At 73.3% G+C, this 25,127-nt stretch carries 24 protein-coding genes and 1 pseudogene; 14 read left to right on the top strand and 11 right to left on the bottom strand.

Annotation, left to right across the window (positions count from 1 at the left end; all coding sequences use genetic code 11):
- The first annotated feature begins 331 nt into the window (after positions 1-331).
- Positions 332-745: an SsgA family sporulation/cell division regulator gene (locus ACFY3J_RS13295; protein ID WP_384179907.1), complete on the top strand. Its 414-nt coding sequence runs from the start codon at positions 332-334 to the stop codon at positions 743-745.
- Positions 746-827: 82 nt separating this feature from the next.
- Here the strand turns inward: ACFY3J_RS13295 and ACFY3J_RS13290 are convergent, their stop codons facing one another.
- Entirely contained in the window at positions 828-1,928 is a 1,101-nt protein-coding gene (locus ACFY3J_RS13290; RefSeq protein WP_384179909.1) for a chemotaxis protein, read from the bottom strand.
- Between the two features lie 435 nt (positions 1,929-2,363).
- Between ACFY3J_RS13290 and asnB the strand changes: the two genes are divergently transcribed.
- Complete coding sequence (asnB, locus tag ACFY3J_RS13285; RefSeq protein ID WP_384179911.1) at positions 2,364-4,208, top strand: asparagine synthase (glutamine-hydrolyzing); 1,845 nt, start codon at positions 2,364-2,366, stop codon at positions 4,206-4,208.
- 6 nt (positions 4,209-4,214) lie between these two features.
- Here the strand turns inward: asnB and ACFY3J_RS13280 are convergent, their stop codons facing one another.
- Complete coding sequence (locus tag ACFY3J_RS13280) at positions 4,215-5,822, bottom strand: alpha/beta hydrolase (RefSeq protein ID WP_384180072.1); 1,608 nt, start codon at positions 5,820-5,822, stop codon at positions 4,215-4,217.
- A 264-nt stretch (positions 5,823-6,086) separates the two neighbouring features.
- Here ACFY3J_RS13280 and ACFY3J_RS13275 point away from each other — a divergent pair, with 264 nt between their 5' ends.
- Together ACFY3J_RS13275 and ACFY3J_RS13270 are read left to right on the top strand one after the other, a co-directional pair.
- Complete coding sequence (locus tag ACFY3J_RS13275; RefSeq protein WP_384179913.1) at positions 6,087-6,746, top strand: chaplin family protein; 660 nt, start codon at positions 6,087-6,089, stop codon at positions 6,744-6,746.
- A 116-nt stretch (positions 6,747-6,862) separates the two neighbouring features.
- Positions 6,863-7,639, top strand: a complete 777-nt coding sequence (locus ACFY3J_RS13270; protein WP_384179915.1) for a GNAT family N-acetyltransferase — start codon at positions 6,863-6,865, stop codon at positions 7,637-7,639.
- A 31-nt stretch (positions 7,640-7,670) separates the two neighbouring features.
- Here the strand turns inward: ACFY3J_RS13270 and ACFY3J_RS13265 are convergent, their stop codons facing one another.
- Positions 7,671-7,937 (bottom strand): GlsB/YeaQ/YmgE family stress response membrane protein, encoded by a 267-nt coding sequence (locus ACFY3J_RS13265; RefSeq protein ID WP_141364363.1) that lies wholly within the window; start codon positions 7,935-7,937, stop codon positions 7,671-7,673.
- A gap of 142 nt (positions 7,938-8,079) precedes the next feature.
- Here ACFY3J_RS13265 and ACFY3J_RS13260 point away from each other — a divergent pair, with 142 nt between their 5' ends.
- The gene (locus tag ACFY3J_RS13260) at positions 8,080-8,847 is read left to right on the top strand and encodes an ArsR/SmtB family transcription factor (protein WP_390840873.1); all 768 of its coding nucleotides are present in this window, start codon (positions 8,080-8,082) and stop codon (positions 8,845-8,847) included.
- 20 nt (positions 8,848-8,867) lie between these two features.
- On the opposite strand, the gene ACFY3J_RS13255 is transcribed toward ACFY3J_RS13260, so the two are convergent.
- The 3 genes from ACFY3J_RS13255 to ACFY3J_RS13245 form a co-directional block, all read right to left on the bottom strand.
- Positions 8,868-9,572 (bottom strand): sigma-70 family RNA polymerase sigma factor, encoded by a 705-nt coding sequence (locus ACFY3J_RS13255; RefSeq protein ID WP_384179919.1) that lies wholly within the window; start codon positions 9,570-9,572, stop codon positions 8,868-8,870.
- Positions 9,573-9,691: 119 nt separating this feature from the next.
- Positions 9,692-11,065: a cryptochrome/photolyase family protein gene (locus ACFY3J_RS13250; RefSeq protein WP_384179921.1), complete on the bottom strand. Its 1,374-nt coding sequence runs from the start codon at positions 11,063-11,065 to the stop codon at positions 9,692-9,694.
- A 93-nt stretch (positions 11,066-11,158) separates the two neighbouring features.
- Positions 11,159-12,691 (bottom strand): SDR family oxidoreductase, encoded by a 1,533-nt coding sequence (locus ACFY3J_RS13245; RefSeq protein ID WP_390840872.1) that lies wholly within the window; start codon positions 12,689-12,691, stop codon positions 11,159-11,161.
- A gap of 243 nt (positions 12,692-12,934) precedes the next feature.
- Here ACFY3J_RS13245 and ACFY3J_RS13240 point away from each other — a divergent pair, with 243 nt between their 5' ends.
- From ACFY3J_RS13240 to ACFY3J_RS13230, 3 genes are all read left to right on the top strand, one after another.
- Positions 12,935-13,291 carry a YciI family protein gene (locus ACFY3J_RS13240; protein WP_141366972.1) on the top strand — a complete coding sequence of 119 codons (357 nt, stop codon included), beginning with the start codon at positions 12,935-12,937 and terminating at the stop codon, positions 13,289-13,291.
- Positions 13,292-13,666: 375 nt separating this feature from the next.
- A complete protein-coding gene (locus ACFY3J_RS13235; RefSeq protein WP_384179925.1) occupies positions 13,667-15,037 on the top strand; it encodes a PI-PLC domain-containing protein in 1,371 nt (456 codons plus the stop codon).
- Between the two features lie 55 nt (positions 15,038-15,092).
- The gene (locus ACFY3J_RS13230; protein ID WP_384179927.1) at positions 15,093-16,001 is read left to right on the top strand and encodes an aldo/keto reductase; all 909 of its coding nucleotides are present in this window, start codon (positions 15,093-15,095) and stop codon (positions 15,999-16,001) included.
- Positions 16,002-16,047: 46 nt separating this feature from the next.
- Here the strand turns inward: ACFY3J_RS13230 and ACFY3J_RS13225 are convergent, their stop codons facing one another.
- The gene (locus ACFY3J_RS13225) at positions 16,048-16,755 is read right to left on the bottom strand and encodes a dienelactone hydrolase family protein (protein WP_384179929.1); all 708 of its coding nucleotides are present in this window, start codon (positions 16,753-16,755) and stop codon (positions 16,048-16,050) included.
- Positions 16,756-17,084: 329 nt separating this feature from the next.
- Between ACFY3J_RS13225 and ACFY3J_RS13220 the strand changes: the two genes are divergently transcribed.
- The 4 genes from ACFY3J_RS13220 to ACFY3J_RS13205 all read left to right on the top strand — a co-directional run bounded on the left by ACFY3J_RS13220 (position 17,085) and on the right by ACFY3J_RS13205 (position 19,994).
- A complete protein-coding gene (locus ACFY3J_RS13220) occupies positions 17,085-17,459 on the top strand; it encodes a BlaI/MecI/CopY family transcriptional regulator (RefSeq protein WP_384179931.1) in 375 nt (124 codons plus the stop codon).
- Positions 17,456-18,391: a M48 family metalloprotease gene (locus ACFY3J_RS13215; RefSeq protein WP_384179933.1), complete on the top strand. Its 936-nt coding sequence runs from the start codon at positions 17,456-17,458 to the stop codon at positions 18,389-18,391. Before ACFY3J_RS13220 ends, ACFY3J_RS13215 begins: the two co-directional genes overlap by 4 nt.
- Positions 18,392-18,480: 89 nt before the next feature.
- Entirely contained in the window at positions 18,481-18,879 is a 399-nt protein-coding gene (locus ACFY3J_RS13210) for a VOC family protein (RefSeq protein WP_390840871.1), read from the top strand.
- Positions 18,880-18,923: 44 nt separating this feature from the next.
- Positions 18,924-19,994, top strand: coding sequence for an adenosine deaminase (locus ACFY3J_RS13205; RefSeq protein ID WP_384179937.1), 1,071 nt, complete (start codon positions 18,924-18,926; stop codon positions 19,992-19,994).
- Here ACFY3J_RS13205 and ACFY3J_RS13200 read toward each other — a convergent pair.
- Positions 19,976-20,491 (bottom strand): DUF664 domain-containing protein, encoded by a 516-nt coding sequence (locus ACFY3J_RS13200; RefSeq protein WP_384179939.1) that lies wholly within the window; start codon positions 20,489-20,491, stop codon positions 19,976-19,978. The two genes, ACFY3J_RS13205 and ACFY3J_RS13200, sit on opposite strands and share 19 nt — an antisense overlap.
- Positions 20,492-20,543: 52 nt before the next feature.
- Positions 20,544-21,437: a LysR substrate-binding domain-containing protein gene (locus ACFY3J_RS13195; protein ID WP_384179941.1), complete on the bottom strand. Its 894-nt coding sequence runs from the start codon at positions 21,435-21,437 to the stop codon at positions 20,544-20,546.
- 129 nt (positions 21,438-21,566) lie between these two features.
- Here ACFY3J_RS13195 and mgrA point away from each other — a divergent pair, with 129 nt between their 5' ends.
- On the top strand, positions 21,567-22,559 hold the full coding sequence (gene mgrA / locus ACFY3J_RS13190) for an L-glyceraldehyde 3-phosphate reductase (protein WP_390840870.1): 993 nt from the start codon (positions 21,567-21,569) through the stop codon (positions 22,557-22,559).
- A gap of 106 nt (positions 22,560-22,665) precedes the next feature.
- Here the strand turns inward: mgrA and ACFY3J_RS13185 are convergent.
- Positions 22,666-23,064, bottom strand: a pseudogene (locus ACFY3J_RS13185) (nuclear transport factor 2 family protein); the annotation flags it as partial.
- Positions 23,065-23,373: 309 nt separating this feature from the next.
- Here ACFY3J_RS13185 and ACFY3J_RS13180 point away from each other — a divergent pair.
- Complete coding sequence (locus ACFY3J_RS13180; RefSeq protein WP_384179947.1) at positions 23,374-23,784, top strand: hypothetical protein; 411 nt, start codon at positions 23,374-23,376, stop codon at positions 23,782-23,784.
- On the opposite strand, the gene ACFY3J_RS13175 is transcribed toward ACFY3J_RS13180, so the two are convergent.
- Positions 23,768-24,949 carry a streptophobe family protein gene (locus ACFY3J_RS13175; RefSeq protein WP_384180074.1) on the bottom strand — a complete coding sequence of 394 codons (1,182 nt, stop codon included), beginning with the start codon at positions 24,947-24,949 and terminating at the stop codon, positions 23,768-23,770. The genes ACFY3J_RS13180 and ACFY3J_RS13175 overlap by 17 nt on opposite strands.
- Between the last annotated feature and the right edge of the window lie 178 nt (positions 24,950-25,127).

Here is a 25,127-nt window from a genome sequence, read left to right as displayed (position 1 = left end):
ATTTGGCAAGAAGCGATGCGAGGGTGCACCTGGCATATGCCACAGTCTTCCCCGGGCGGCTGACCGGCACTTTAGGTGTAGCCGCCCCGGTGGCCAAGGCGTAGACGACGTACGTGATTTGGCGGTCGTTCGGAGACGGCGCCCGGACTTTCAGGCGTGTGTTCTACGGTCATGTGTTCCCTCCCGGTCGGCCGCCCGACCTCGATCATCGAAGGAGTGACGCACGTCACATGGATTGATGGGGGGTCATGCGTAATGCGAACGGCCCCTTCGGGCTCCTAAGGACAACGGCACAACCGGCCGACCTGACGACCCGCAGGGGAGACCGATCATGGACACCACTCTCGAGCAGTCCGCCCGCGCCCGCCTGATCACCGCGGACGGGCGGGAACTCGCCGTGCCCGCCATCCTGCGCTACGTCTCCACCGACCCGCTGGCCGTGCACGTGGACTTCCCGCCCGAGGCCTCCCTCGACGGCGCGGCGGTCTCGTGGACCTTCGCCCGCGCCCTGCTGGAAGACGGACTCGAAGGGCAGGCCGGGGCGGGGGACGTGCACCTGTGGCCGTGCGGAGGGTCCCGTACGGTGCTGGAACTGCACTCGCCCTCCGGCCTGGCCCTGCTCCAGTTCGACACCCCGGCGCTGCGCCGCTTCCTGCTGCGCAGCTACGCGGTGGTCGCGGCCGGCCAGGAGGACCTCACCGCGGCCGTCGACCGCGGCCTGAGCACCCTCTTCGGCACGGTCTGACCCGGCGGCCCGCCGCGCCGGGCGCCGCCGGGCCTCCCCGGAGGGGCCCCGGTGCCCGGCACGGCCGTGCCCGCGCCCGGCGTCAGTAGCGCAGCACTCCGGCGATCCCCTGCGCGTCACCCAGGGTGCCGTCGGGGACGAAGCGCACGTCGGCACCCGTCTCCAGGCACTGCTCGACGATCTCGTCCACGATGTCCTCGCGGGCGCCCGGCTCCTCGCTCTCCGCCGGAACCAGATGGCCGCCGGCGGAGTCGCGCACCGTCACACGGTAGTTCTCCTCGACGGCCAGCAGCCGGATCCGGCCCTCCCGCGCGGTCTGCCAGACCTCGTCGACACCGGCCGCGTACTCCTTGCGTCCGCGGGCCCCCTCCAGTTCCCGGGCCACCGCCTCGGTGTCACTCCGCGTCTCCTCGCCGTGGACGGGCCCGATCGCCCGCCAGACGGCCTCGGGGGTGGTGTGCGCCAGGCCGCCGTGCTGGACGGGTACCGCGCACTTGGCGACGCTGCCGACCTCCTCCAGGGCGGACAGTGCGGCCTGCTCACCCGTGATGTACAGCCGGCGCGGATGCTCGCGCAGGACCGCGCTCATCGCGCTGTCCGCCTCCCGCAGGAACTGGCGGGTGCTCTGGTCCCGGAACGTGCTCGGCGCGTCGCCGATCTGCATCCGGCGTTCGGCGTCGAAGTTCTCGACGAGTTTCCTGGTCAGCGGGAAGCCGCCGGTGTGGTCCTCCGTGACGCGGTCGACGCCGCCGCTCCACAGCGTCACGCGGTCCGCGGAGACGGACAGTATCCAGAACGGGCGCTCGGCGGTCCGCGCGGAGACCAGGTTGCGGGTCAGGAAGGTGTCCGAGAGGACCACGCGCTCCGGGACGGTACGGGTCAGCGACCACACCTGGTGCTCGCCCGGGGCGGCGAAGATCGCCAGTCCGTCCTCGGCGTACGTCAGGTCCACCTCGGCGAGGGCCTGGTCGAGTTGCCGGACGACGTCGTTGCGCTGCTCCCGGGTGACCTGGGGGTTGGTCTCCAGCTGCCGCTTGGCCTCGGCCACGACGTTGCGCAGCCGGACCGGATCCTGCGCGTTGTCGGGCTCGCGGCGGTGTGTCGGCGTCAGCACCGACACCGCCGGGTAGGGGCGCGGACGCCGCAGCTCGGTGAGGATCGAGGGACTCAGCTCGTGCTCCATGACAGCACGATAGGTCCGATTCGCGCTTCAGGCATTCGGGGCAACTCGGCTCGCGCGCGGGGTCTTTCGCTGGTAAGGCGCCGCAGGTGCCGCAGGCCCTGCGGCGTGCCCCGCCCGAGACCGTCCGGGATATGGGCCGCCCGAGTCGGCGCGGCCCCGTTCGCGGACATTGGAGAAGTCTTTGCCCTTGGCCGGTTCCCGGTGCTCCGTCCCTGGTACGAGGCCGTTTCCGCGATGCTCCGGGAGCAAAGTGCGGCCGGAACGAGCGGGTCACGGTGGCAACCGGGTGACGGCCGCGTTGACCGCCACCGCCCCGTGGCACACGCTCGTCATATAGATGCTCGATGCAACTGGTTCGCCCGGGCGTCGGGCGCCCACCCGGCTCCGTGCGGGTGAGCGACCCCTTCCGGCGGGCCGGAGGGCAGGAGGTAGCGGATGTGCGGCATCACCGGCTGGGTCTCCTACGACCGCGATCTGCGCGCCGAGGCCGCGACCCTGCGCGCCATGACCGAGACGATGGCCTGCCGCGGCCCCGACGACCGCGGCACCTGGACCGAGGGACCGGCGGCTCTCGGGCACCGCAGGCTCGCGATCATCGACCTGCCCGGCGGCCGGCAGCCCATGACCGCCGGCACCCCCGACGGCACGGTGGCGCTCGTCTACTCCGGTGAGGCCTACAACTTCACCGAGCTGCGCTCCGAACTGGCCGCGCGCGGCCACCGCTTCACCACCGACTCCGACACCGAGGTCGTCCTGCGCGGCTACCTGGAGTGGGGCGACGCCGTGGCCGAGCGCCTCAACGGCATGTACGCCTTCGCGATCTGGGACGGCCGCCACGACGAGCTCGTCATGATCCGCGACCGGATGGGCATCAAGCCCTTCTACTACCACCCCACCCCCGACGGCGTCCTCTTCGGCTCCGAGCCCAAGGCCATCCTCGCCAACCCCATGGTCCGTCCCCGGGTCACCCTGGACGGCCTGCGCGAGCTGTTCACCTTCGTCAAGACCCCGGGCCACGCCGTCTGGGACGGCATGCACGAGGTCGAGCCCGGAACCGTCGTCACCGTCGGCCGCACCGGCCTGCGCACCCGCGTCTACTGGCGGCTGCGGAGCCTGCCCCACCCCGACGACCGCGACACCACCGTCGCCACGGTGCGCACCCTGCTGGACGACATCGTGCGCCGCCAGCTCGTCGCCGACGTGCCCCGCTGCACCCTGCTCTCCGGCGGCCTGGACTCCTCCGCCATGACCGCGCTGGCCGCCCGCCGCCTGGCCGAGCAGGGTGAGAAGGTGCGCAGCTTCGCCGTCGACTTCGTCGGGCAGAGCGACCACTTCGTCGCGGACGACCTGCGCGCCACCCCCGACACGCCGTTCGTGCACGACGTGGCGCGCGCCGCCGGCACCGACCACCAGGACATCGTGCTCGACGCGCACACCCTCGCCGACCCGGAGATCCGCCGGAAGGTGGTCCGCGCCCGCGACCTGCCGATGGGCTTCGGCGACATGGACTCCTCCCTGTACCTGCTGTTCCGCAGCATCCGGGACCACTCCACCGTCGCCCTGTCCGGCGAGTCCGCCGACGAGGTCTTCGGCGGCTACCAGCACTTCTTCGACGAGGAGGCGCGCCGCGCCGACACCTTCCCCTGGCTGGTGCGCTTCCAGCGCGACTTCGGCGACGACGCCGGTGTCCTGCGCCCCGACCTCGCCCGGGCCCTCGACCTGCGCGCCTACGTCGCCGACGGCTACCGCACCGCCATCGGCGCCGTCAGCCGCCTCGACGGCGAGAGCGACTTCGAGTTCCGCATGCGGCAGATCTGCCACCTCCACCTGACCCGCTTCGTCCGGGCCCTGCTCGACCGCAAGGACCGGATGAGCATGGCGGTCGGCCTGGAGGTCCGCGTCCCCTACTGCGACCACCGCCTGGTCGAGTACGTCTACAACGCGCCCTGGGCCCTGAAGTCCTTCGACGGCCGGGAGAAGAGCCTGCTGCGGGAGGCGACCGCGGACCTGCTGCCCAAGTCCGTCTACGACAGGGTCAAGAGCCCCTACCCGTCCACCCAGGACCCCAAGTACGCCCTCGCCCTCCAGGACCACGCCAAGGACCTGCTCGGCCGGCCGGGGCACCCGGTCTTCGACCTCGTGGATCAGGAACGGCTGCGCCGCCTCGCGCACAGCGACACCGACCTCGGCGGCAACCAGGCGGCGCGACGCGGCCTGGAGCGGACCCTCGACCTGGCCGTCTGGCTGGACCTGTACCAGCCCCGGATCGTCACCGGCTGAGCCCGGTCAGCCGCTCGCGTCCGGCTCCCGGTCCGCGCCGCACGAGCTGCCGTCGGCCGGCAGGGAGCCGTACAGCAGGAAGTCGTTCACCTTCTTGTGCACGCACCGGGAGGACAAGTACCCGGTGTGCCCGTCGGCCCGGTTGTCGAGCACCACGGCGGACGGGCCGAGCCGCCGCGCCGTCTCCAGCGTCCAGCGGTACGGGGTCGCCGGGTCGCCGCGGGTACCGACCAGCAGCATCCTCGCCGTGTCGACGTTCTTCACCTTCTCGCGGATGAAGCCGGTGCCCTTGGGACGGCCGTAGCACATCAGCACCTCGTTCAGCCGGGCGCGGCCGAAGACCGGCGAGGCCTGCTCGTACTCGGCGCTCAGCCGGCCGAGGTCCTTGGTGAGCTGCGCGGCGCCGGGCCGGTCGGGGTCGTCGGCGCAGTTGACCGCCATGGTCGCGGCGGGCTGGTTGTCCGGCGGTATCTCGGCGGAGCCGACCAGACCACCGTCCGCCGGACGCGGCGCGCTCCGCCGTCCCGGCAGGGTGCCGCCCCCGGCGGTGAAGGCCTCGATGCCGTGCGTGTCGCCGTCCTCCACCAGGGAGGCCAACGCCCGTTCCAGGGTGGGCCACAACCGCTTGCTGTAGAGCGCCTGCCCGACCGCCCGGGCGAGGTCCTGGCCCGACAGCCGGCCGCCGAACCCGTTCGGCACCGGGTTCGCGTCGAGCGAGCGGACGAGCCGGACCATCTGGTCGCCGGCCGCGCGGCGGTCGTCGCCCAGCGGGCAGGCGAGGTCCCGCACGCACCAGTCGAGGAAGTCGTCGAGCGCCGTCTGCTGCCCCTCGGCGGCCACCAGCCCCTGCTCCGCCAGCGGCTCGGTCAGGGTGTCGACCCCGTCGAGGGCCATCCTGCCGACCTTGCCGGGGAACAGCGCGGCGTACACCGCGCCGAGCCGGGTGCCGTAGGAGAAGCCCAGGTAGTCGAGCCGGTCGTCGCCGAGCGCCTGACGGATCACGTCCAGGTCCCGGGCCGCGTCGACGGTGCCCATGTGCGCCTGGACCGGGCCCGAGCGCCGGGCGCACTCGGCGGCCGTCCGCTGCCACGCCGCGAGTTTCTCGCGGGCGACCTTCGGGTCGCCGAGGTCCCCGTTCGCGCCGATCGTCCGCGCGGCCCGGTCGTCCGTGCTCAGGCCGCAGCCGACCGGAGAGGACCTGCCGACGCCCCGCGGGTCGAAGGCGACCACGTCGTAGCCGTTGGTCAGGTCCATGAACCGTCTGCCGTCGGTGGTCAGTCCGGGCACGCCCGCGACACCGGGACCGCCGAAGTCGAGCAGCACCGAGCCCCGGGAGGGGCCGGTGGCCCGGTAGCGGGCCAGGGCGAGGTCGAGGGTGCCGGCGCCGGGGTGCGCGTAGTCCAGGGGAACGGTGACCTTGCCGCACTGCATGTCCTTCGGGGCGTCGGCCTCGCACGCCGACCACGTCACCTTCTGGCGGTAGAACCGGCTCAGGCCGCCCGGCATGCCGCTGTCGGCCCCCGCGGGCAGTCCCGCGGCGAGGACGACAAGCGTGACGGCCCCGACGCACGCGCCGCGCCGGGCCGCGCGCCGCGTCGACAGTTTGGCCGGCATGGACGCCTCCAGCAACGTTCCGCCGAGGACCGGGAACAGGCCTTCGCCCACCTTAGGCGGCCCCTCCGGACGCCGCCTCCCGGCGGGCGGCCGCACGGTCTCGGCATCGGGACCCGCCGCCCGGCACCGGCGGCTTCGCCCATCGTTCGATAACAGGCCCCCCGATGGGGTGAAAGGACGACAGGCCATAACCCCGAATCCTTCACCAGCGTTTTACGTGGTGCGGGTGAGCGCCCGCGACCATGTCTGGAAGGCAGGGAACCTATGAAACGGGTCACCCGGAACAGTGTGATCGCCGTGGCCGCCGCCTCCGGGGCGATGGCGATGGCCATGCCGGTGTCCGCCTTCGCGGCGGACGGCGGCGCCGCGGCGGAGGGTGCCGCGGCCGGCTCGCCCGGTGTGCTCTCCGGCAACACCATCCAGCTGCCGGTGGACGTTCCGGTGAACGTGTGCGGGAACACCGTGGACGTGGTGGGGCTTCTCAACCCCGCGGCGGGCAACCGGTGCGCCAACGCGTCCGACGGGAGGGACCGGACGCCGGCAGCCGACGGTGCGGCGGCACAGGCGAGCACACAGGATTCCCCGGGTGTGGGCTCCGGCGACACCATCCAGCTGCCCGTGCACGTTCCGGTGAACGTCACTGGCAACGGCGTGAACGTGGGGGGCATCGGCAACGCGGCCTCCGGCAACACGTCCACGAACACCCCGGGCGACCACGTCGCCCCGACGCCTGTGCCGCCCGTGCGGTCCGAGCCGCAGCAGCCGCCGAGGCCCGTGACCGAGCCGGCGGCCGTGCCTCAGGCGCAGTCGACGCTCGCCCACACCGGCGCGGATCAGACCGCGCCGGTGGTGGCCGCGGGGGCGGCCCTGGTGCTCGGCGGAGCCGTCCTGTACCGGCGTTTCCGGCCCGGCGCGTACCGCTGAAGCGGCCCCGCGACCGTGGCGGAGGCCCACCGGACCTGCCCGGTGCGGCCCCCGGGTCGCGGGTCCCGCGCATAAACCTGTTGCCGTGGACGTCCGCGGTCTGTTCCAGTCGGCGTATGGATCACACCGCGGTACTCGCCCTGTACGACCGGGACCTGCGCGAGAGCGCTCGCCCCGACGGCCCCGGCATGCGCGTGGAGCGCGTCGGGAAGGTGGTGCGCCAGGTCGGCTCGGAGCAGGACTGGAACGGCGTGCTGTGGTCGGACCTCGACGAGGCCTCCGTGGACGCCGCGATCGCCGAACAGACGGCCCGCTACGGCGAGTCCGGCCTCGCCTTCGAGTGGAAGGTGTACGGGCACGACCGCCCCGTGGACCTCGGGCGGCGTCTACTGGCCGCCGGCTTCGCCCCCGAGCCGCAGGAGACGCTGATGGTCGGCGAGATCGCCGATCTGCCCCTCGACGCCGAGCCGCCCGAGGGTGTTCGCCTGCGCACGGTCACCGACGAGGCGGGTGTCGACCTGCTGGTCGGCGTGCACGAGCGGGCGTTCGGCACGGACGGCTCCCGTCTGCGCCACCGCCTCCTCGCCCGGCTCGCCGCCGAGCCGGACACGCTCGTCGCCGTCGTCGCCCTCGCCGGTGACGTGCCGGTGAGCGCGGCGCGCATGGAGCTGGTGCCCGGGACACCGTTCGCGGGCCTGTGGGGCGGCGGCACCGCAGAGGGCTGGCGGGGCCGGGGCATCTATCGCGCCCTCGTCGCCCACCGCGCCCGTGCCGCCGCCGACCGCGGCTACCGCTACCTCCAGGTCGACGCCTCCAGCCAGAGCCGCCCCATCCTCGAACGCCTCGGCTTCGTCGCGCTGACCACCACGACGCCGTACGTGTACGAGCCGTGAGCCGTCTCCCGGATCGAGCGGGGTCGCCGGCTCAGCGGTGACCCGCCTTCGCCCGGTCCAGCGCGGTGACACCCACCGCGGCGAGGGCGATCTGGATGAGCCACTCGATCCAGTCGACCCCCTTGGTGTCGGCGACACCGAGCGCGGAGGCGATCGCCGCGCCGACCAGGGCGGCCACGATGCCGATGAGGATCGTCCACAGAACGCCTATGTGCTGGCGGCCGGGAACGACGAGCCGTCCCAGGACACCGATGATCAAGCCGATGACGATGGCACTGATGATGCCCGTGATCTCCATCTTCCGCCCCTCTGCGTCGTGACCCCCGCGCCCTTCGAATGCCCGCTGGAACCGGAGCCACACCGGTCGGTTCCACCGCCCCGCTTGACATGCAGGTAACTGCCTGCATGACTGGAGTGTGCAATCACGCGGTGACTCGGAGATGGACAGGGTCTTCAAGGCACTCGCCGACGAGACCCGCAGACTGCTGCTGGACCGCCTGCACGAGTACAACGGGCAGACGCTGGGCGAGCTGTGCGCGCGCATCGACATGACGCGTCAGTCGGTCACCCAGCACCTGGCCGTACTGGAGGCCGCCAACCTGGTCAGCACGGTGCGGCGGGGGCGGGAGAAGCTGCACTACCTCAATCCCGTCCCGCTCCACGAGATCCAGGAGCGGTGGATCGACAAGTTCGAACGCCCGCGTCTGAGCGCGTTGGGCGCCGTGAAGCGACGAGCCGAGGAAGCCATGGCCGACTCACCGAGCTATGTGTACGTCATCTATATCGAGAGCACACCCGAAACGGTCTGGGACGCCCTCACGGACGCCGATCTGACCGCCGTGTACTGGGGCCACAGCAATGTCTCGGACTGGCGGCCCGGCTCCGGCTGGGAGCATGTCCGCACGGACGGTTCGGGCGTCGCCGACGTGGTCGGCACGGTGATCGAGGCCGACCGCCCCACCCGCCTGGTGACGACCTGGGCCGCGCCCGAGGACGCGGAGCGGCCGGACAGGCACTCCCGGGTCACCTTCGACATCCGGCCGCACGGGGACATCGTCCGCCTCACCGTCACCCACGAGGACCTCAACGACGAGGGCGAACTCGCCGACGTCTCGGGCGGCTGGCCCGCGGTCCTGTCCAATCTCAAGTCCCTCGTGGAGACCGGCAGTCCGCTTCCCCAGGACCCCTGGCTGGTGCCCGGTCACTGACCCGGGGCGAGCCGGTCCGCTCATGCGCGGGCCGGTCCGGACTTCTCGCATCGTTCGTGCATCGCATGCCGGTCCCCACCGCAGGCCTGCTGCTCCAGGCGGCGGCGCAACTGGTGCAGGCCCCGGCGGGCGTGGCTCTTGACGGTGCCCAGCGGCCAGCCCGTGCGCGCCGCGATCTGCGTCTGGGTCAGGTCCTCGAAGAAGGCCAGACGCAGCACGCGCCGCTGGGCGGTCGGGAGCCGGTCCAGCTCGTACCGGACCAGAACGCGGTCCAGGGCGGCCTCCGGCCGGCCGCAGGACGGATCGGCGGTGCCCAGGGCCGCCCCGGCGGCCGCGACCAGCTCCCCGCGACGGGTCCGGGCGGACAGCGCGTCGGCGATCCTGCGCCGGGTGATGCCGACGATCCACCCGGCGAGCGGGCCGCGTTCGGGCCGGTAGCCGTGCCTGCCCCGCCAGACACCGAGGAAGACCTGCTGGGTCACGTCCTCCGCCTCCTTGGGGTCCCCCAGGGACCGCCAGGCCAGCGTGTGGACCAGGGCCGACCAGCGGTGGTAGGCGGCGGCCAGGCAGGCGTCGTCGCCCGCCACCAGGCCGCGCGCGAGCTCCTCGTCGGGCGCCCGCGCGGACACTTCCGCGAGACGGTCCGTAGCGCAAGCGGAAGCCGACGCGGCGGCGCCGGTGGGATGCGCGGTGTCGGTCGGAACGGAGGTCGGATGCGGTGTCATGACGACGGCTCCTGTGACGGTTCCCGGGGCTCGCCCCCGTGCCGCAATCGTGTGATCCCCGGCACGCTCTCCTCAACTTGCATCGATCCTGCGTCGTTTTCCAGGGCGGGCGCGGATCCTCACTCGCGTCCGCGGGCACGCTTGAAGCGGGCCAGCCCCTCGGACAGTTCCACGACCGGGTCCGGGTAGTCGAGGGCGGCCCGCGCCGGCCCCTGGAGCTTCCACGGCTCGTGCACGGCAGGCCCGTCCAGCCCGGCGAGTTCGGGTACCCAGCGGCGTACGTACGTGCCGTCGGGGTCGTACCGCTTGGCCTGGGTGACGGGGTTGAGCACCCGGTTGGGCCGGGCGTCCGTGCCGGTGCCCGCCATCCACTGCCAGTTGAGCTGGTTGTTGGCGATGTCGCCGTCGACCAGGTACCGCAGGAAGTGCCGCGCGCCCACCCGCCAGTCGACGTACAGGGTCTTGGTGAGGAAGCTCGCGGTCAGCAGGCGGCCCCGGTTGTGCATCCAGCCCTCGTGCAGCAGCTGGCGCATGGCCGCGTCGACGATCGGGTAGCCGGTGCGGCCCTCCCGCCACGCCTCGACATCCTCGCGCGCGGACCGCTCGGACCGCCAGCGGTCGTGCTTCGTGCGGTAGTCGGCGCTCGCCGCGGCGGGCCGCGCCGCCAGCACCTGGCGGTGGAAGTCGCGCCAGGCGAGCTGCCGTACGAAGGCCTCCGCGCCCGGTCCGCCGGCGCCGCGCGCCCGGTGCACGAGCTCGACCGGGGAGAGGGTGCCGAAGTGCAGGTGGGGGGAGAGCCGGGACGTGGCGTCGCCGGCCAGGTCGTCGTGGCGCTCCTCGTAGGCGCCGACGCCGGAGCGCAGCCAGGCCGCCAACCGCCTGCGGCCCTCCGCCTCGCCGCCCGGCGCCAGTCCCGCCGACAGGTCCGCGGCGGCCGGCCGGGAGGGCAGCTCCTCGGAGGCGACGCCGTCCGGCACGCGGACGGTGCGGGGTGCGCCGAGCGGAGCGCGCAGTCGCTGCCCCGACCACTGCCGGAAGTAGGGGGTGAAGACGGCGAAGTGGTCCGAGGAGGACGGTGTCAGCGCGCCGGGCGTGACCGCCGTGGTCACCGTGTCGTGCACGTGCAGCCGGCGTCCGTCCGCCTCCAACGCGCGCCGCAGGCGCTCCTCGCGGCGGTGGGCGAAGCCGCTGACGTCGGACGCCATGTGGACCTCGTCGGCGTCTGCCTCACGGGCCACCTCGCACACCTGGTCGACGAGGTCGCCGCCGCGGACGACCAGTCGGCCGCCGCGCCGGCGCAGTTCCGCGTCGAGGCCGTGGAGGCAGTCGGCGAGGAACGCCAGCCGGTTCGGGGCGGCGAAGCCGGCCCCGTCCACGGCCCGGTCGCGGACGAACAGCGGGACGACGTGCCGGGAGCCGTCGAGGGCGGCGCGCAGCGGCGGGTGGTCGCGTACCCGCAGGTCGGCGGTGAACAGGACGACCGAGACATTCATGTGGGGTCTCCGTGCAGGGGACGGGAAGGCCGGACGGATCGCTCCGGATCGCTCGGATCGCTTCGGGCGCGGGGCGTCCGACGGATGCGGGGGTCAGCGCACGGAGGTGCGTTCCCCCGCCTGGGTGAGCCGGGCCTGCTCGGCCGCCGCGCCGGCGATGTTGCGGGCCATCCCGCCGAACACGAGCGCGTGGAAGGGCGAGACACTCCACCAGTAGGCGTGCCCCAGCAGCCCGTGCGGATGGAACACCGCGCGCTGGCGGTACAGCGTGCGGCCCCGGGCGTCGGTGCCGACGCGCATCTCCAGCCAGGCCAGACCCGGCAGCCGCATCTCGGCCCGCAGCCGGAGCAGCCGTCCCGGCTCGATCTCCTCCACGCGCCAGAAGTCGAGCGAGTCGCCGGCCCGCAGCCGCTGCGCGTCACGGCGGCCCCGGCGCAGCCCGACCCCGCCCGCCAGCCGGTCGAGGCCGCCGCGCAGCGCCCAAGCGAGGGGGAAGGAGTACCAGCCGTGGTCGCCGCCGATGCCCTCGATGACCCGCCACAGGGCCTCGGGCGGGGCGTCCACCGTGCGTTCCCGCCGGTCCGTGTAGAGGCTGCCGCCGGCCCAGTCGGGGTCGGTGGGCAGGGGATCGCTGGGCGCGCCGGGCACCGACGCGGACGACCACCGGGTCGTCACCTGCGCGTCGCGGACCCGTCGCAGGGCCAGCCGCACCGCCTCGTCGAAGCCGATCGGATGCCCGGGAGGGTCGGGCACGTACCGCAGGATGTCGTGCTCGCGGCAGACCACCTCGTGGCGCAGCGACTCGGCGAGCGGCCGCGCGATGGCCGCCGGTACGGGGGTGACCAGGCCGATCCAGTGACTGGACAGACGGGGGGTGAGCACCGGGACGGGGACGATGACCCGGCGGGGCAGGCCCGCCACCACCGCGTACCGCAGCATCATGTCCCGGTACGTCAGGACGTCCGGCCCGCCGATGTCGAAGGCCCGGTTCACGTCGGCGGGCATCCGCGCGCTGCCCACCAGGACGCGCAGCACGTCGCGCACGGCGATCGGCTGGATGCGGGTGCCCACCCAGCTGGGGGTGACCATCACGGGCAGGCGCTCGGTGAGGTAGCGCAGCATCTCGAAGGAGGCGGAGCCGGAGCCGATGATGACGGCGGCGCGCAGGACGGTGGTCGGGACACCCGAGGCCAGCAGGATGCGGCCGACCTCCGTACGCGAGCGCAGATGTGGGGACAGCTTTTGTTGCGGCACACCGGCGGGGGTCAGGCCGCCGAGGTAGACGATGCGCCGTACGCCCGCGGCCCGGGCCCGTTCCCCGAAGATACGCGCGGCCCTGCGGTCGGTCTCCTCGAAGTCCTTGCCGGTGCCGAGGGCGTGCACCAGGTAGTAGGCGACGTCGACGTCCCGCAGGGCCTCGGCGACCGACTCCGGGTCGGTGACGTCCCCGCGCACCACCTCCGTGCGAGCCGCCCACGGATGGTCGCGCAGCTTGCCGGGGGAGCGGGCCAGGCAGCGCACCCGGTGGCCGGCGTCGAGCAGCTCGGGGACCAGCCGACCGCCGATGTACCCGGTGGCGCCCGTCACCAGGCAGCGCAGCCCGTCGCCCGTGTCCTCACCGTTCATCGGCCTCTGTCCCTCGCGTGTCGGTGCCTTGTGACTCTCCGGATCACTTCCACATGACTTCCACCGGAACGGCTCTCGCGGATGCGTGCCCGGCGCTTTCCGTGGGCCGATCGCGTGGCCGGGGCTGCCGCACCGCGATGGCCGGGGAAGGGATTCCGCCGAGGCCGTCGGGCGAGGTGCCGGTGCGGGGGCCCGCCGTTCGTGTACGAGGTGGGACGACGGCACGACGCCAAGGAGAACGTCATGAAGTACTACCTGCTCAGCGTGATCCAGCCGGCCGAGGGCGAGCCGCCCTCGGCCGAGGCGCTCGCGCGGATCATGCGCGACGTCGAGGGCTTCCACCAGGAGCTGCGCGAGGCGGGCGCCTGGGTCTTCGCCGGCGGGCTGCACGGCCCGGAGACCGCCGTCGTCCTGCGTCCCGGGGGCGGTGAGGTGCGGGTCACCGACGGCCCCTACACCCAGGGTGACGAGTACCTGGGTGGCCTGTGCCTCATCAAGGCGCCCGACCTGGACGCGGCCCTGGAGTGGGGCCGGAAGGCAGGCCTGGCCACCACCCTCCCCATCGAGGTGCGGCCGTTCCTGCATCCGGCCGGGGATTGATGCCCGGCGCATCCGCCGTCGAGGCCGGCGCCGAGTACGGCCGCGCCGTCTCCGGCCCACCGGGGCAAGGGATTTGACTGGTCTATACCCTTGACTGGTGCAGGCCAATGCGGTTGAGTGCCCCCAACCCCCCACCGCGGCCGCCCCCCACACCGTGCCCGGTACCACCGGCGCATGCGCACGAGGACCGGCTCCGTCCGGCCTCGCGGGGGTGCGGCCGTGCTCGCCGGGTCCTCGACGTCGCGCCGGATGCCGACCTGTTCCGCTGACGTCCGGCCGCCGAGCGTGGTGTCATGCACCTGACCATCCTGGCCGACGGTGTCATCGGCCGCTCCCCCGGGGTACGGCCACCGTCCGGACGAAGGGCACACCGCCATGCGCACCCCCCACGCGCTGCTCGCCACGACCGCGGCGCTCGCCGCCGCCGTGGCGCCCCCCGCTCCCGCGAGCGCCACGGCACAGGCTCCGGCCGCCGGGGCGTACTACGTCCAGAGCGTCACGACCGGTCTGGCCGCGGCGGCCACCGGTGCCGACGCCGTGGAACAGCACAACCCGAGGGGCGACGAGGACCACCAGCAGTGGAACCTGAGGGCGAACGGGCCGTCGTACGTCCTGGAGAACGCCGACCTGACCGGCACCTGCCTCGGCCGCTCGGGCGACCAGGCGCGCGCCGTCGCCTGTACCGACGCGGCGGCGGCCTGGGAGATCGCGCCGGCCGGGGACGACCAGTACGCGCTCAAGTCACCCGGCGCCGAACGCTACTTGACCGTCGCCGCCAAACCGCCCGGCGCCAACTACCCGGCCCCGTTGGCCATCGGGCCGGCGGGCGATCCGGCCCGCTGGTACCTCACGCCGGTGACACCGGACACCCGGCCCATGCCACCGGCGGACCAGCGCACTCTCGACCAGGTCACCTTCCTCACCGCCCACAACGCCTACGCCAACGGAGTCGACGGCGGCTTCGCCCCGCCGTTCGTCAACCTCTTCCCCAACCAGAGCCGTGGCATCGACCAGCAACTCGCCGACGGCGTGCGGGGGTTCATGCTGGACATCCACCAGACCCCGGACGGCGCGATCCTCTGCCACAACAGCTGCACCCTGGTCAGCAGGCCGGTCGCCCTGTGGGTGGACCTCCAGCGCATGGTGGACTTCCTGGAGGCGCACCCCGACCAGTTCGTCACCGTGTTCCTGGAGGACTACGTCGATCCGGGCGTCCTGCGCGCCGAACTCGCCCGTGTCCGGGGCCTGTCCGACGTGCTCTACCGGCCCGACCGGACCGGGGTGCGGAACGGCGGCTGGCCCAGGATGGCCGACCTGATCGCGGCGAACGACCGGCTGCTGATCCTCACCGACCACAGCCGCTCCGCCGACGAGGCCGCGGGCCTGGTCCGGGACGGCTTCGGCGTGATGTACCAGCGCGAGTGGACGGTCGAGAACCACTGGTCGATGGGACCGGGCCTCGGCGCGTCCGACTGGTCCTGCCACAGCCGCTGGTACGGCGCCGACCTCAACATCCCGCTGACGCACACCGAACCGGGCTTCCGGCCGCTGTTCGTGATGAACCACTTCCGCGACAGCACGATCGCCGCCACGGCACAGACCGACAACACCAAACTCGCCGACCGCGCCCGGCGGTTCTGCGAGCCCGCCGCACGCAAGAAGCCCAACTTCCTCGCCGTGGACCGCTACGACCTGGGCGGCCCCGCGGCCGCCGTGGACGCGCTGAACACCCACACATATCCCTGACATCCGCCCGTACGGCACACGGGACCGTGATACGCGGGTGTGCGAGACTCCGCCGATGACCTCCGAAACGATCACCGCGGACGCCGCGGGCACCTGGGAACTCGGCGGCCTGCCCGTCCACCGCATCGGCCTCGGCGCGATGCGGCTGACGGGCAGCGCCGCCTTCCACCTCGGCACACCGAGCGACCGGACCCGCTCGATCGCCGTCCTGCGCCGGGCGGTCGAGCTCGGCGTGAACCACATCGACACGGCGGCCTTCTACTTCTCCGCCCGGCGCTCCGCCAACGAGCTGATCAACAGCGCCCTGTCGCCGTACCCGGACGGCCTGGTCGTCGTCACGAAGGTCGGTCCGTTCCGGAACTGCTCGGGGGAGTGGGGTCCGTCCGCGCGCCCCGACGACCTGCGCGGCCACGTCGAGGAGAACCTGCGTCAGCTCGGCCGCGACCACCTGGACGTGGTGAACCTGCGCCGGATGGGGCAGGACTCCATCGCCGAGCACTTCGGCGCGCTCGCCGAACTGCGCGAGGAGGGCCTGATCCGCCACCTCGGCATCTCCGACGTGGAGCCGCGCCACCTCGAGGAGGCCCGGGCCATCGCGCCGGTGGTGTGCGTGCAGAACCGCTTCGGGCTCGATCTCCACGATCCCGGCACCGACGAACTGCTGCGGATCTGCGGCGAGGAGGGCATCGCCTTCGTGCCGTTCTTCGCCATCGCCGGCGAGGGCGGCTCCCAGGGGGCGGCGGGCGGTGCGCACGACGAGGCGGTCGCGGCCGTCGCGAAGGCCCACGACGCGACACCCGCACAGGTCCGGATCGCCTGGACCCTCCAGCAGGGCCCGCACGTACTGGCCATCCCCGGCACCGGCAACCCCGACCACCTCGTGGAGAACGTGGCCGCGGGCGCCCTGCGCCTCACCGACGAGGAGATGGCCCGTCTCGACGCGCTGCACGCCGGGACCGACTGAGCGTTCTCCCGCGCCCGCCGGCCCCGGCCGCGGCATCCGGTCCCGGTCAGTCCAGCTGCCGGTGCAGGAACGCCACGGTGCTCTGCCAGGCGCGGTCCGCCGATCCTGGCTCGTGGCTGGGGCGGCGGTCGTTGAAGAAGGCGTGGCCGGCCGGGTACAGGCGGAAGTCCGCGGTGACGCCCGACTGCCGCCGGATCGCCTCGCCCAGCTCCTCGACCTGCTCCGGCGGGATGCTCCGGTCCTGCTCCCCGTAGTGGCCGAGGAGCTGGGCGCGCAGCCCGGAGAAGTCGGGCAGCTCGCCCCGGACGACGCCGTAGAACGGCACGGCCGCGCTCACCCGCGGCTCGACCGCCGCGAGGTACAGCACGAACCCGCCGCCCATGCAGAAGCCGACCGCGCCGACCGTGGCGGAGGTGACCTCGGGCAGGGACAGCAGGTGGCCGACGGCGCCGGAGAGCAGTTCGACACCGCGGGAGACCGGCAGGGCCTTCATCATCCGCAGGGCCTCGTCGGCGTCGTGCGCCACGCTGCCGCCGTACAGGTCGGGTGCCAGGGCGACGAAGCCCTCGGCGGCGAGCCGGTCGGCCACGTCGGCGATGTGGTCCGTCAGCCCCCACCACTCCTGGATGACGAGGACGCCCGGACCGCTTCCCGACGGGGGCAGCGCGAGATAGCCGTGCGCGGTGGCTCCCGCGCTCGGGAAGGTGACGTTCTGCCGGGCGGGCGTCTCGGCGGGCCTGGGCCGCTCGGACATGGCGCTCAACTCCTTGCCGGGGTGCGGATCGGCGCCCCGCCGGTGGTGACGGAGGGCCTCCCCGGATCCTTACCGCGTTCGCCGTGCCGATTCCGCCCGCCGTTCACGGTCCGGTTCGCGCCTCTTCGTACGCTGCTGCCGGTGGTCCGGTCGCGCACCGGCCGGGCGGAGCGCACCGCGGCGCGGGTGCGCGCATCCCCGCGGCCGTTTCCGGCGGCTCCTTCCATAATGGGCGGGCGGCGAGGCCGCGAGCGGATCACGGCGCCAGACTGACTACAATCATGTAGACGATCTACGACTCTGGGCGACGACGGGGTGAGGAAGTACCCATGACCGACGACGACAAGGACGAACGCAGGCCGGCCGGCGAGCTCGAAGCCAGCGTCATGGCCGTCCTGTGGGCGGCCGGCGCGCCCCGGACCCCCGGCCAGGTCCAGCTGGGCCTCGGCGCCGGCCTGGCCCGCACCACGGTCACCACCATCCTGACCCGGCTGCACGACAAGGGCGTGGTCGACCGCCGCCGCCAGGGGCGCGGGTATGCCTACTACCCGGTCCAGGACGCGCACGGGCTGACCGCCCGCCGCATGCACTCCGAGCTCGACCGCGACACCGACCGCGAGACGGTCCTCGCCCGCTTCGTCGCCCAGCTCAGCCCCGACGACGAGCGCGTCCTGCGCGACCTGCTCGAATCAGGTGAGCGATGACCGCATCCCTGCTCCTGCTCCTGCCCCTGCTGCTGCCGTTCGCCGCGCCGGCGCTGGCCCGGCGTGCGCTCGACCGCCTCGCCCCGGTCACCGCGCTGTGGATGATCACCCTCTTCGCGGTCGTGCTCGCCGGCTGCTCCCTCGCGGCGCTCGGCGCCTTCGTCCTCACCGGCCTGCTCAAGCTGCCCCTCGTCGCGGCGCTGGGCGATCTCGTCCACCCGCTGCCCACCACCTCCGACCTGGTGGTCGTCCCCGCGGCCGCGATCTCCGTCGGGGTGCTCGCCGTGTGCGCGTGGACGCTCGGGCGCGCCGCGCTCAGGGAGTTCCGCGCCTTCCGCAGCGCGCACACGGAGGCCGGCCGCAGGCCCGCCGCCGGCGACCTGTGCGTGGTGGACTCCCCGCACCCGGACGCCTACGCGCTGCCCGGCCGCCCGCATCGCATCGTCGTCACCACCGCGATGCTCCGCAGCCTGGACGCGGCCGAGCGCGAGGCACTGTTCGCCCACGAGCGGGCCCACAACCGGGGCGGGCACCACTACTTCCTGGCCGCCGCCGAGCTCGCCGCCCACTGCCATCCCGCGCTGCGACGCGTCCGCGGGGCGATCCGCCTCGCGGCCGAGCGTGCCGCCGACGAGGCCGCGGCCGAGGCCGTCGGCGACCGCCGGCTGACCGCCCGCGCCATCGCGCGCGCCGCCCTGGCCGGCCAGGAGGCCCGCTCCGTGCGCCCGGAGTTCGCCCCCGCCGCCACCTCCGGCCCGGTCCCGCACCGCGTCAAGGCCCTCCTGGCCGCCCCGCACGTCACGCGCCGCGCCGCGACCCGGATCGCCGCGCTGCTGATGGCCTGCGCCGCGGTCTCCTTCGCCGCCTCGGCGACCGGCATGATCGACTTCCATCACCGGGTCGAGGTCGCTCAGGGCGACACCTCCCGCTGAAACCCCGCCGACCGGAGTCCGGGATGACTGGCGCCGACGACGTTTTACGTATAACCTCACCCGACGATCGCCCGTTCCGAAAGGCCCCAGTGAGACGCATCGCCCTGATCACCCTCGTCGTCGACGACTACGACGGGGCGATCCGCTTCTACACCGGAGCCCTCGGCTTCCGTCTCGCCGAGGACGCCCCGCGCCCGGACGGCTCCCGCTGGGTCGTCGTCGAACCGGGCGACGGGGCCGGGACCGCGCTGCTGCTGGCCCGCGCCCGGACCGGGCCCCAGCGCGCCCGGGTGGGCGACCAGACCGGCGGACGCGTCGGGTTCTTCCTGCACACCGGCGATTTCGCCCGCGACCACGCCCGGATGCGGGCGGCGGGCGTGACCTTCCTGGAGGAGCCACGCCGGGAGCCGTACGGCACGGTCGCCGTCTTCGAGGACCTGTACGGCAACCGCTGGGACCTGCTCCAGCCCGCCCCCGACGCCGACTGACCCGCCGAACACCACCACCGCTCGACTGCCCTAGGAAACGCCCCATGACCGCGCCCCGCATCGACACCGACACCCTCCGCCGGCTCCCCAAGGCCGTGCTGCACGACCACCTCGACGGCGGCCTGCGCCCCGCCACCGTCGTCGAACTCGCGGACGCGGTCGGCCACACCCTGCCCACCACCGACCCCGCCGAGCTCGCCGCCTGGTACTACGACGCGGCCAACTCCGGCGACCTGGTCCGCTACATAGCCACCTTCGAGCACACCCTCGCCGTGATGCAGACCCGCGAGGGCCTGCTGCGCACCGCCGAGGAGTACGTCCTGGACCTGGCCGAGGACGGCGTCGTCTACGGCGAGGTCCGCTACGCCCCCGAACTGATGGTCAACGGCGGGCTGACCCTCACCGAGGTCGTGGAGACCGTCCAGGAGGGCCTCGCGGCGGGCATGGCCAAGGCGGCGGCCCAGGGCACGCCCGTCCGGGTCGGCACGCTGCTGTGCGGCATGCGGATGTTCGACCGCACCCGTGAGATCGCCGACCTGGCCGTCGCCCACCGCGACGCCGGTGTCGTCGGCTTCGACATCGCCGGCGCCGAGGACGGCTTCCCGCCCGCCGACCACCTGGACGCGTTCGAGCATCTGCGCCGCGAGAGCGTGCCGTTCACCATCCACGCCGGCGAGGCGCACGGCCTGCCCAGCATCCACCAGGCCCTCCAGGTGTGCGGCGCCCTGCGCATCGGGCACGGCGTGCGCATCACCGAGGACATCGTCGACGGCAAGCTGGGCCGGCTGGCCGGCTGGGTGCGCGACCGCCGGATCGCCCTGGAGATGTGCCCGACCTCCAACCTCCAGACCGGCGCCGCCACCTCGATCGCCGAGCACCCCATCACCGCCCTGAAGGACCTCGGCTTCCGGGTCACCCTCAACACCGACAACCGTCTGGTGTCCGGCACCACGATGACCCGTGAGATGTCCCTGCTGGTCGAGCAGGCGGGCTGGACGGTCGAGGACCTGCGCACGGTCACGGTCAACGCCGTCAAGAGCGCGTTCATCCCCTTCGACGAGCGGGTGAGCCTGATCCGCGACGTGGTGCTGCCGGGCTACGAGTCCGCGCTCTGAAGCAGCCCCCTGACGTAGGCGGCCTGTCCGGCGTGCTGGAGATCGTCGGACAGGACGCTGACCAGGCGCACGCCCAGCGTGACCGGGGGGTCCCAGCCCTCGTCGACGACGCCCTCCAGGTCCTTGGCGGTCAGTTGGCGCAGGGCCGTCAGGGTCTGCTCGTGCACGGCGTCGTAGTAGCCGGTCAGCAGCTCACCGGAGTCGACCCGTACCTCCGCGACCTTCGCCGGAGTGTGCCCGTAGCCGGTGTCGTGGCGGTTCAGGGGGAGTCCGAAGCGCTTCTGCCAGTCCCGCGCCAGCCACACCTGGTCGAGGCCGAAGGCGTCGGCGACATGGTCGTCCTGCACACGCGTGAGGTGCCAGACGAGCCAGGCCACGGAGTTGGCGTCGGCGGTGGGACGGGCGTTGAGCCATTCGGCCGGCAGGCCGTCGACGACGGCATGGACCTCTTCCCGGATGCGGCCGTAGCCCTCGATGAGGATGTCCTTTGCATGCATACGTCCACCTTGGCGCATCGCTCCCCGTCCCGCGTCCGGAACCCGGAGTCCGTCAGACGGTGCCGCGCTCTTCCGGCCCGAGCAGGGTGATCAGGGCGCGGGCCGCCGGGCTGGTGGCCTGTTCGGACGGCAGCAGGGCGACGGTCTCGTACTCCGTCTCCGTGGCGCCCTTGAGCGGCAGCGCGGTGAGCGAGGGCCGCTTGTGCCGGAAGTGCCGGGGGACGACGGCGATGCCCAGGTTCTCGTCGACCAGGTCGAGCAGGCTGTGCACGTCGTTGACCTCCAGGGCCACCGTGCGCCGGACGCCCGCGGCGGCGAAGGCGGCGTCGGTGGTCCGGCGCGGCCCCCAGTCCGGGTGGAAGTCGACGAAGACCTCGCCGTCCAGGTCCCGCGGCGTCAGGACGGCCTCGGCCGACGCGAGCCGGTGCCCCGGGTGGCACAGCACCGTCATCGGCTCGCCGGCCAGGGACACCGAGCGCAACTGGTCGGTGTCCGCGCGGGTCCGGTAGGCGAACGCCAGGTCGAGCCGGCCGGCCGCGACCTCCTCCGCCAGCGCGCCCGAACCCGTCTGCCGCAGCCGTATCTCCACATCCGGATGCCGCCGCCGGAACGCGGCGAGCAGCCCGGCCACGTGCACCCCGGCGATGCACTGCTCGGTGCCCAGCGAGAGCGTGCCGCGCAGCACGCCCTGCACCGCCGCCACCGCCTCGTGCGCCGCCCGCACCTGCGCCAGGATCCGCTGCGCCTCGCCGAGCAGCGCGCGCCCGGCCTCCGTGAGCGTCACCCGGCGGGTGGTGCGCACGAACAGCGAGGTCTGCAACTCCCGCTCCAGCGCCCGGATCGACGCCGAGAGCCCCGACTGGGAGACCATCAGGCGCTCCGCCGCCCGGGTGAAGTGCCGGTCCTCGGCGACCGCGACGAAGTGCTGGAGATGACGCAGTTCCATGATTGAGCAGCGTAACCGTTGAATCCCATCGGATTCTCCTGTTGGACCGCTGCCCATGGGGCGCGCGAGAGTGGGGACACCGGTTCCGCCGGAACCGTTCACCCCCGTGCCAACCCTGATGGAGTCGCGTTGTTCACCGCCCACCCCGACCGCTACGCGGACATGCCCTACCGGCGCACCGGACGCAGTGGCCTGAAGCTCCCCGCGCTGTCGCTCGGCCTGTGGCACAACTTCGGCCCGGACCGCCCGGTCGACACCCAGCGCGCCATCCTGCGCCGCGCCTTCGACCTCGGCGTCACCCACTTCGACCTGGCCAACAACTACGGCCCGCCGCCCGGCGCCGCCGAGTCCGCCCTCGGCGACGCGCTCCGCGCCGACTTCGCGCCGTACCGCGACGAGTTGGTGATCTCCACCAAGGCCGGATACCTGATGTGGCCCGGCCCGTACGGCGAATGGGGTTCCCGCAAGTACCTGCTGTCCTCGCTCGACCAGAGCCTGACGCGGATGGGCCTGGAGTACGTCGACATCTTCTACTCGCACCGCCACGACCCGGACACTCCGCTGGAGGAGACGATGGGCGCCCTGCACTCGGCGGTCCAGCAGGGCAAGGCGCTCTACGTCGGCGTCTCCAACTACTCCCCGGAGCAGACCCGTGAGGCCGCCCGGATCCTGGGCGAACTGGGCACCCCGCTGCTGATCCACCAGCCCCGCTACTCGATGCTCGACCGGCGCCCCGAGGAGGAGGGCCTCCTGGACGCCCTGGACGAGCTCCAGGTCGGCTCCATCGTTTACTCCCCGCTGGAGCAGGGCCTGCTCACCGCCCGTTACCTCGACGGCATCCCCGAGGACTCCCGGGCGGCGAGCGACAGCCCCTTCCTCGACTCCGCGGCGCTGACCGGCGAACTGGTGGGCAGGCTGCGCGCACTGGACGAGATCGCCAAGTCCCGTGGGCAGTCCCTGGCGCAGATGGCGCTGGCCTGGGTGCTGCGCGGCGGACGGGTCACCTCGGCCCTGGTCGGCGCGAGCAGCCCGCGGCAGCTGGAGGACAGCGTCGCCGCGACGCGGTCCCTGGACTTCGACGCGGAGGAGCTGGCCCGCATCGACGCGGTCGTCGCGTCGTAGGACGCGTCCGGCCCACGACACGGGCCGGACGCGCGCTCGTACCGGCCCCGGCGGACGCTCCGCCGGGGCCGGCCCTCATGCCCGGGCGGGCACCCGGTCGCCTCATGCCCCCGGCGGGCACCCGGTCGAGGAAGCCGAGGACGGTCCGGATCCTGCCTTCGCCGTCCAGGGTGATCACGTCGGACCCGGCGACCGGCGCGGAGCCTCCCCCAGAGGAGGCACCCCCAGCCTCGCTCACCAGTTCCCAGGAGAAGCGTGCCGTGTCGTGGTGCCCGTCGACGGCGCCGGTGATCCGGAAGGCGAACCCGGGGAACTGCTCGCGGGCGGCGGTGATGACGGCGATGATCTCCTCGTGGCCGCCGGCGTCGGCCAGGGGATCGGTGTAGCTGCCGTCCCGGGTCCAGGCGTCGGCCACCGCCTTCGCCCGGGCCTGGGTGTCCGGCGCGTTCCAGGCCTCGAAGTAGCGGGTGACGGCGATCGTGTACCGGTCGGACTGCGCGGACATGCTGAATCAGCCTCCATCGAGGTCGTAAACGCTGGTCGGAGCCCGGGTCCCGGTGATCGGCGACCCGATGGGACCACCCTGCCGCGCAGCTGCCGCCGGGGTCGATTACCGCGCGGGTCATGCCCGTTGGTCACGCATCGTCGCGTTTCGGCCACATGGCGTGCTGAATATGCCAGGAGACTGGCTGGAAAGTCGTGGTGACAGTGGTTCAGGAGTGAACATACTCGAATTCAGGGGCACTTCACCGCATAAAAGCCGTACGCAGGGCGGGGCGGGCCGGCCGGGCGGCGACGCTACGGGGGAGGAGCAGTGCACGACGAATTCCTGTGCCATGTCACCGCGTACGGGGTGTGCGACGGCCGCCGCGTCGGCGTGCCGCTCGGCACCTACCGGGCGCCCACCCTGGCCCTGGCCCTGTGGTGGCTGCGCGACCGCGCCTCCTGGATCGCCGAGCGGCTCGACCCCGGCCCCGACACCCCCCATGTCCCGCCGGGCGCTCTGGTCCCGGTGCCGGAGTCCGCGCCCGACGTCCCCGGCATCCTGCGGGCCTGGTGTGCCGACGTGGCTCAACAGGAGATCGCGGCCGACGAGTTGGCCGAGGGAAGGCTGGTGCGGATCGCCGCCAGTGACGAGACCACGGAGTACGAACTGCTCGCCGAGTCGGTGGACGCCCTGCGCATGCACCGGACCCTGCCCGCGCTCGTCATGCCGATGGCCTGACCGCCCGGTGACGTGACCGGTGCGCCGGCAGAGCACCCAGGAAGCCCGTGACCAGACCCCACAGGGCGGCGAGGCCCAGCGCGCTCCAGAAGCGGGGACGCAGCAGCAGCTCTCCGGAGAGGTTGCCGCCCACGTCTCCGATGCCGAGGAGCGACAGACCGTAGTGCGCGGAGATCCGGCCCACGACACAGATCGTCAGGACCGTCAGCACCAGGGCGACGGCCATGCGCAGGGCGTGCCGCCAGGCCGGCGTCCCGGCCGGGGAACGGGCCGCCATCAGGAACGCGGCACCCAGCAGCAGCACCGCGTCCACGGCCACCAGCCACCACACCCGCCCGTCGTGCTCGGCGAGCGTGCGCAGGTTGAGCGTGGAGACGTCCGGGGTGCGCAGCACCTCGTCGAGCAGGTGCGGCATGGGCAGCCCGAACGGGCCGTCCACCCGGCCGTCCCAAGTGGCCCCCAGGCCGATGGTGAACACCGGCCAGACCACGTTCGGCAGCCCGAGCAGGATCACGGCGAAGTGCTCCGCCGGGCGTCCGCGGGTGGCCGCCGTCACGAGCGCGACGACCAGTCCCACGGCCACGCACGCGAGCAGCAGGGCCACCATGGCGTACGCCGCCGGACGCACGGACTCCCGCCATCGCAGGAGCCACGTCGGCAACGGTGCCCCGGGTGCCACCATGAGGGCCAGCACCAGCACGCCCGCCAGCCACAGCAGCCCGAAGACCACGGTCAGTGGCACCTGCGCGGCGAAGCCGACCTCCGGCGCGGCGCCGAACAGGCCGCCGATGACGCCGAGCACCCCGTCGCCCAGGTCGATGGCGAAGGTCTGCCGGGCGCCCAGCGCCAGACCGATCAGCGCGAGCAGCCACAGGACGGCGATCCGGGCGGCCCACCCGGCCAGTTCCCGCGCCCCGGCCACCGCACGGTGCCGCAGCGGACGCAGAAAGCCCGCGGCGACGACGAGCGCGCCGGCCAGCGTGACCGACAGCGGCATCACCGTGATGCCCGCGTGGGTCCGGGCGAGGTCGCCCGCGTCGCCCGACAGCTCCACGCTGCCGCCGACCGCCGTCACCAGGGTCGCGGCGACCACCCGGGGGAAGGCGTTGTCGGGGAGTCTCGCCGCACCGGCCGCCCACAGCCCGAGCGCGGCGACCACACCCATGCCCACCACCGCGGCCAGTACCGTGGCCAGGGCCTGTGCCCAGCCGTGGCGGGCCGCCGACGGGACCGGGGGGCTCACGGGGCTCACAAGGCAACGCTATGCAGGGCCCCGGCGCCGCGCCTGCCGGAAGGTCCGTCCGCGTCCGCCGGCGGGCGGGGACTGCCGGGCGCGGCTCGGG

It is taken from the genome of Streptomyces sp. NPDC001231 (assembly GCF_042896885.1).
Lineage (GTDB): Bacteria > Actinomycetota > Actinomycetes > Streptomycetales > Streptomycetaceae > Streptomyces.
This window is presented reverse-complemented; position numbering and strand designations above follow the sequence as displayed.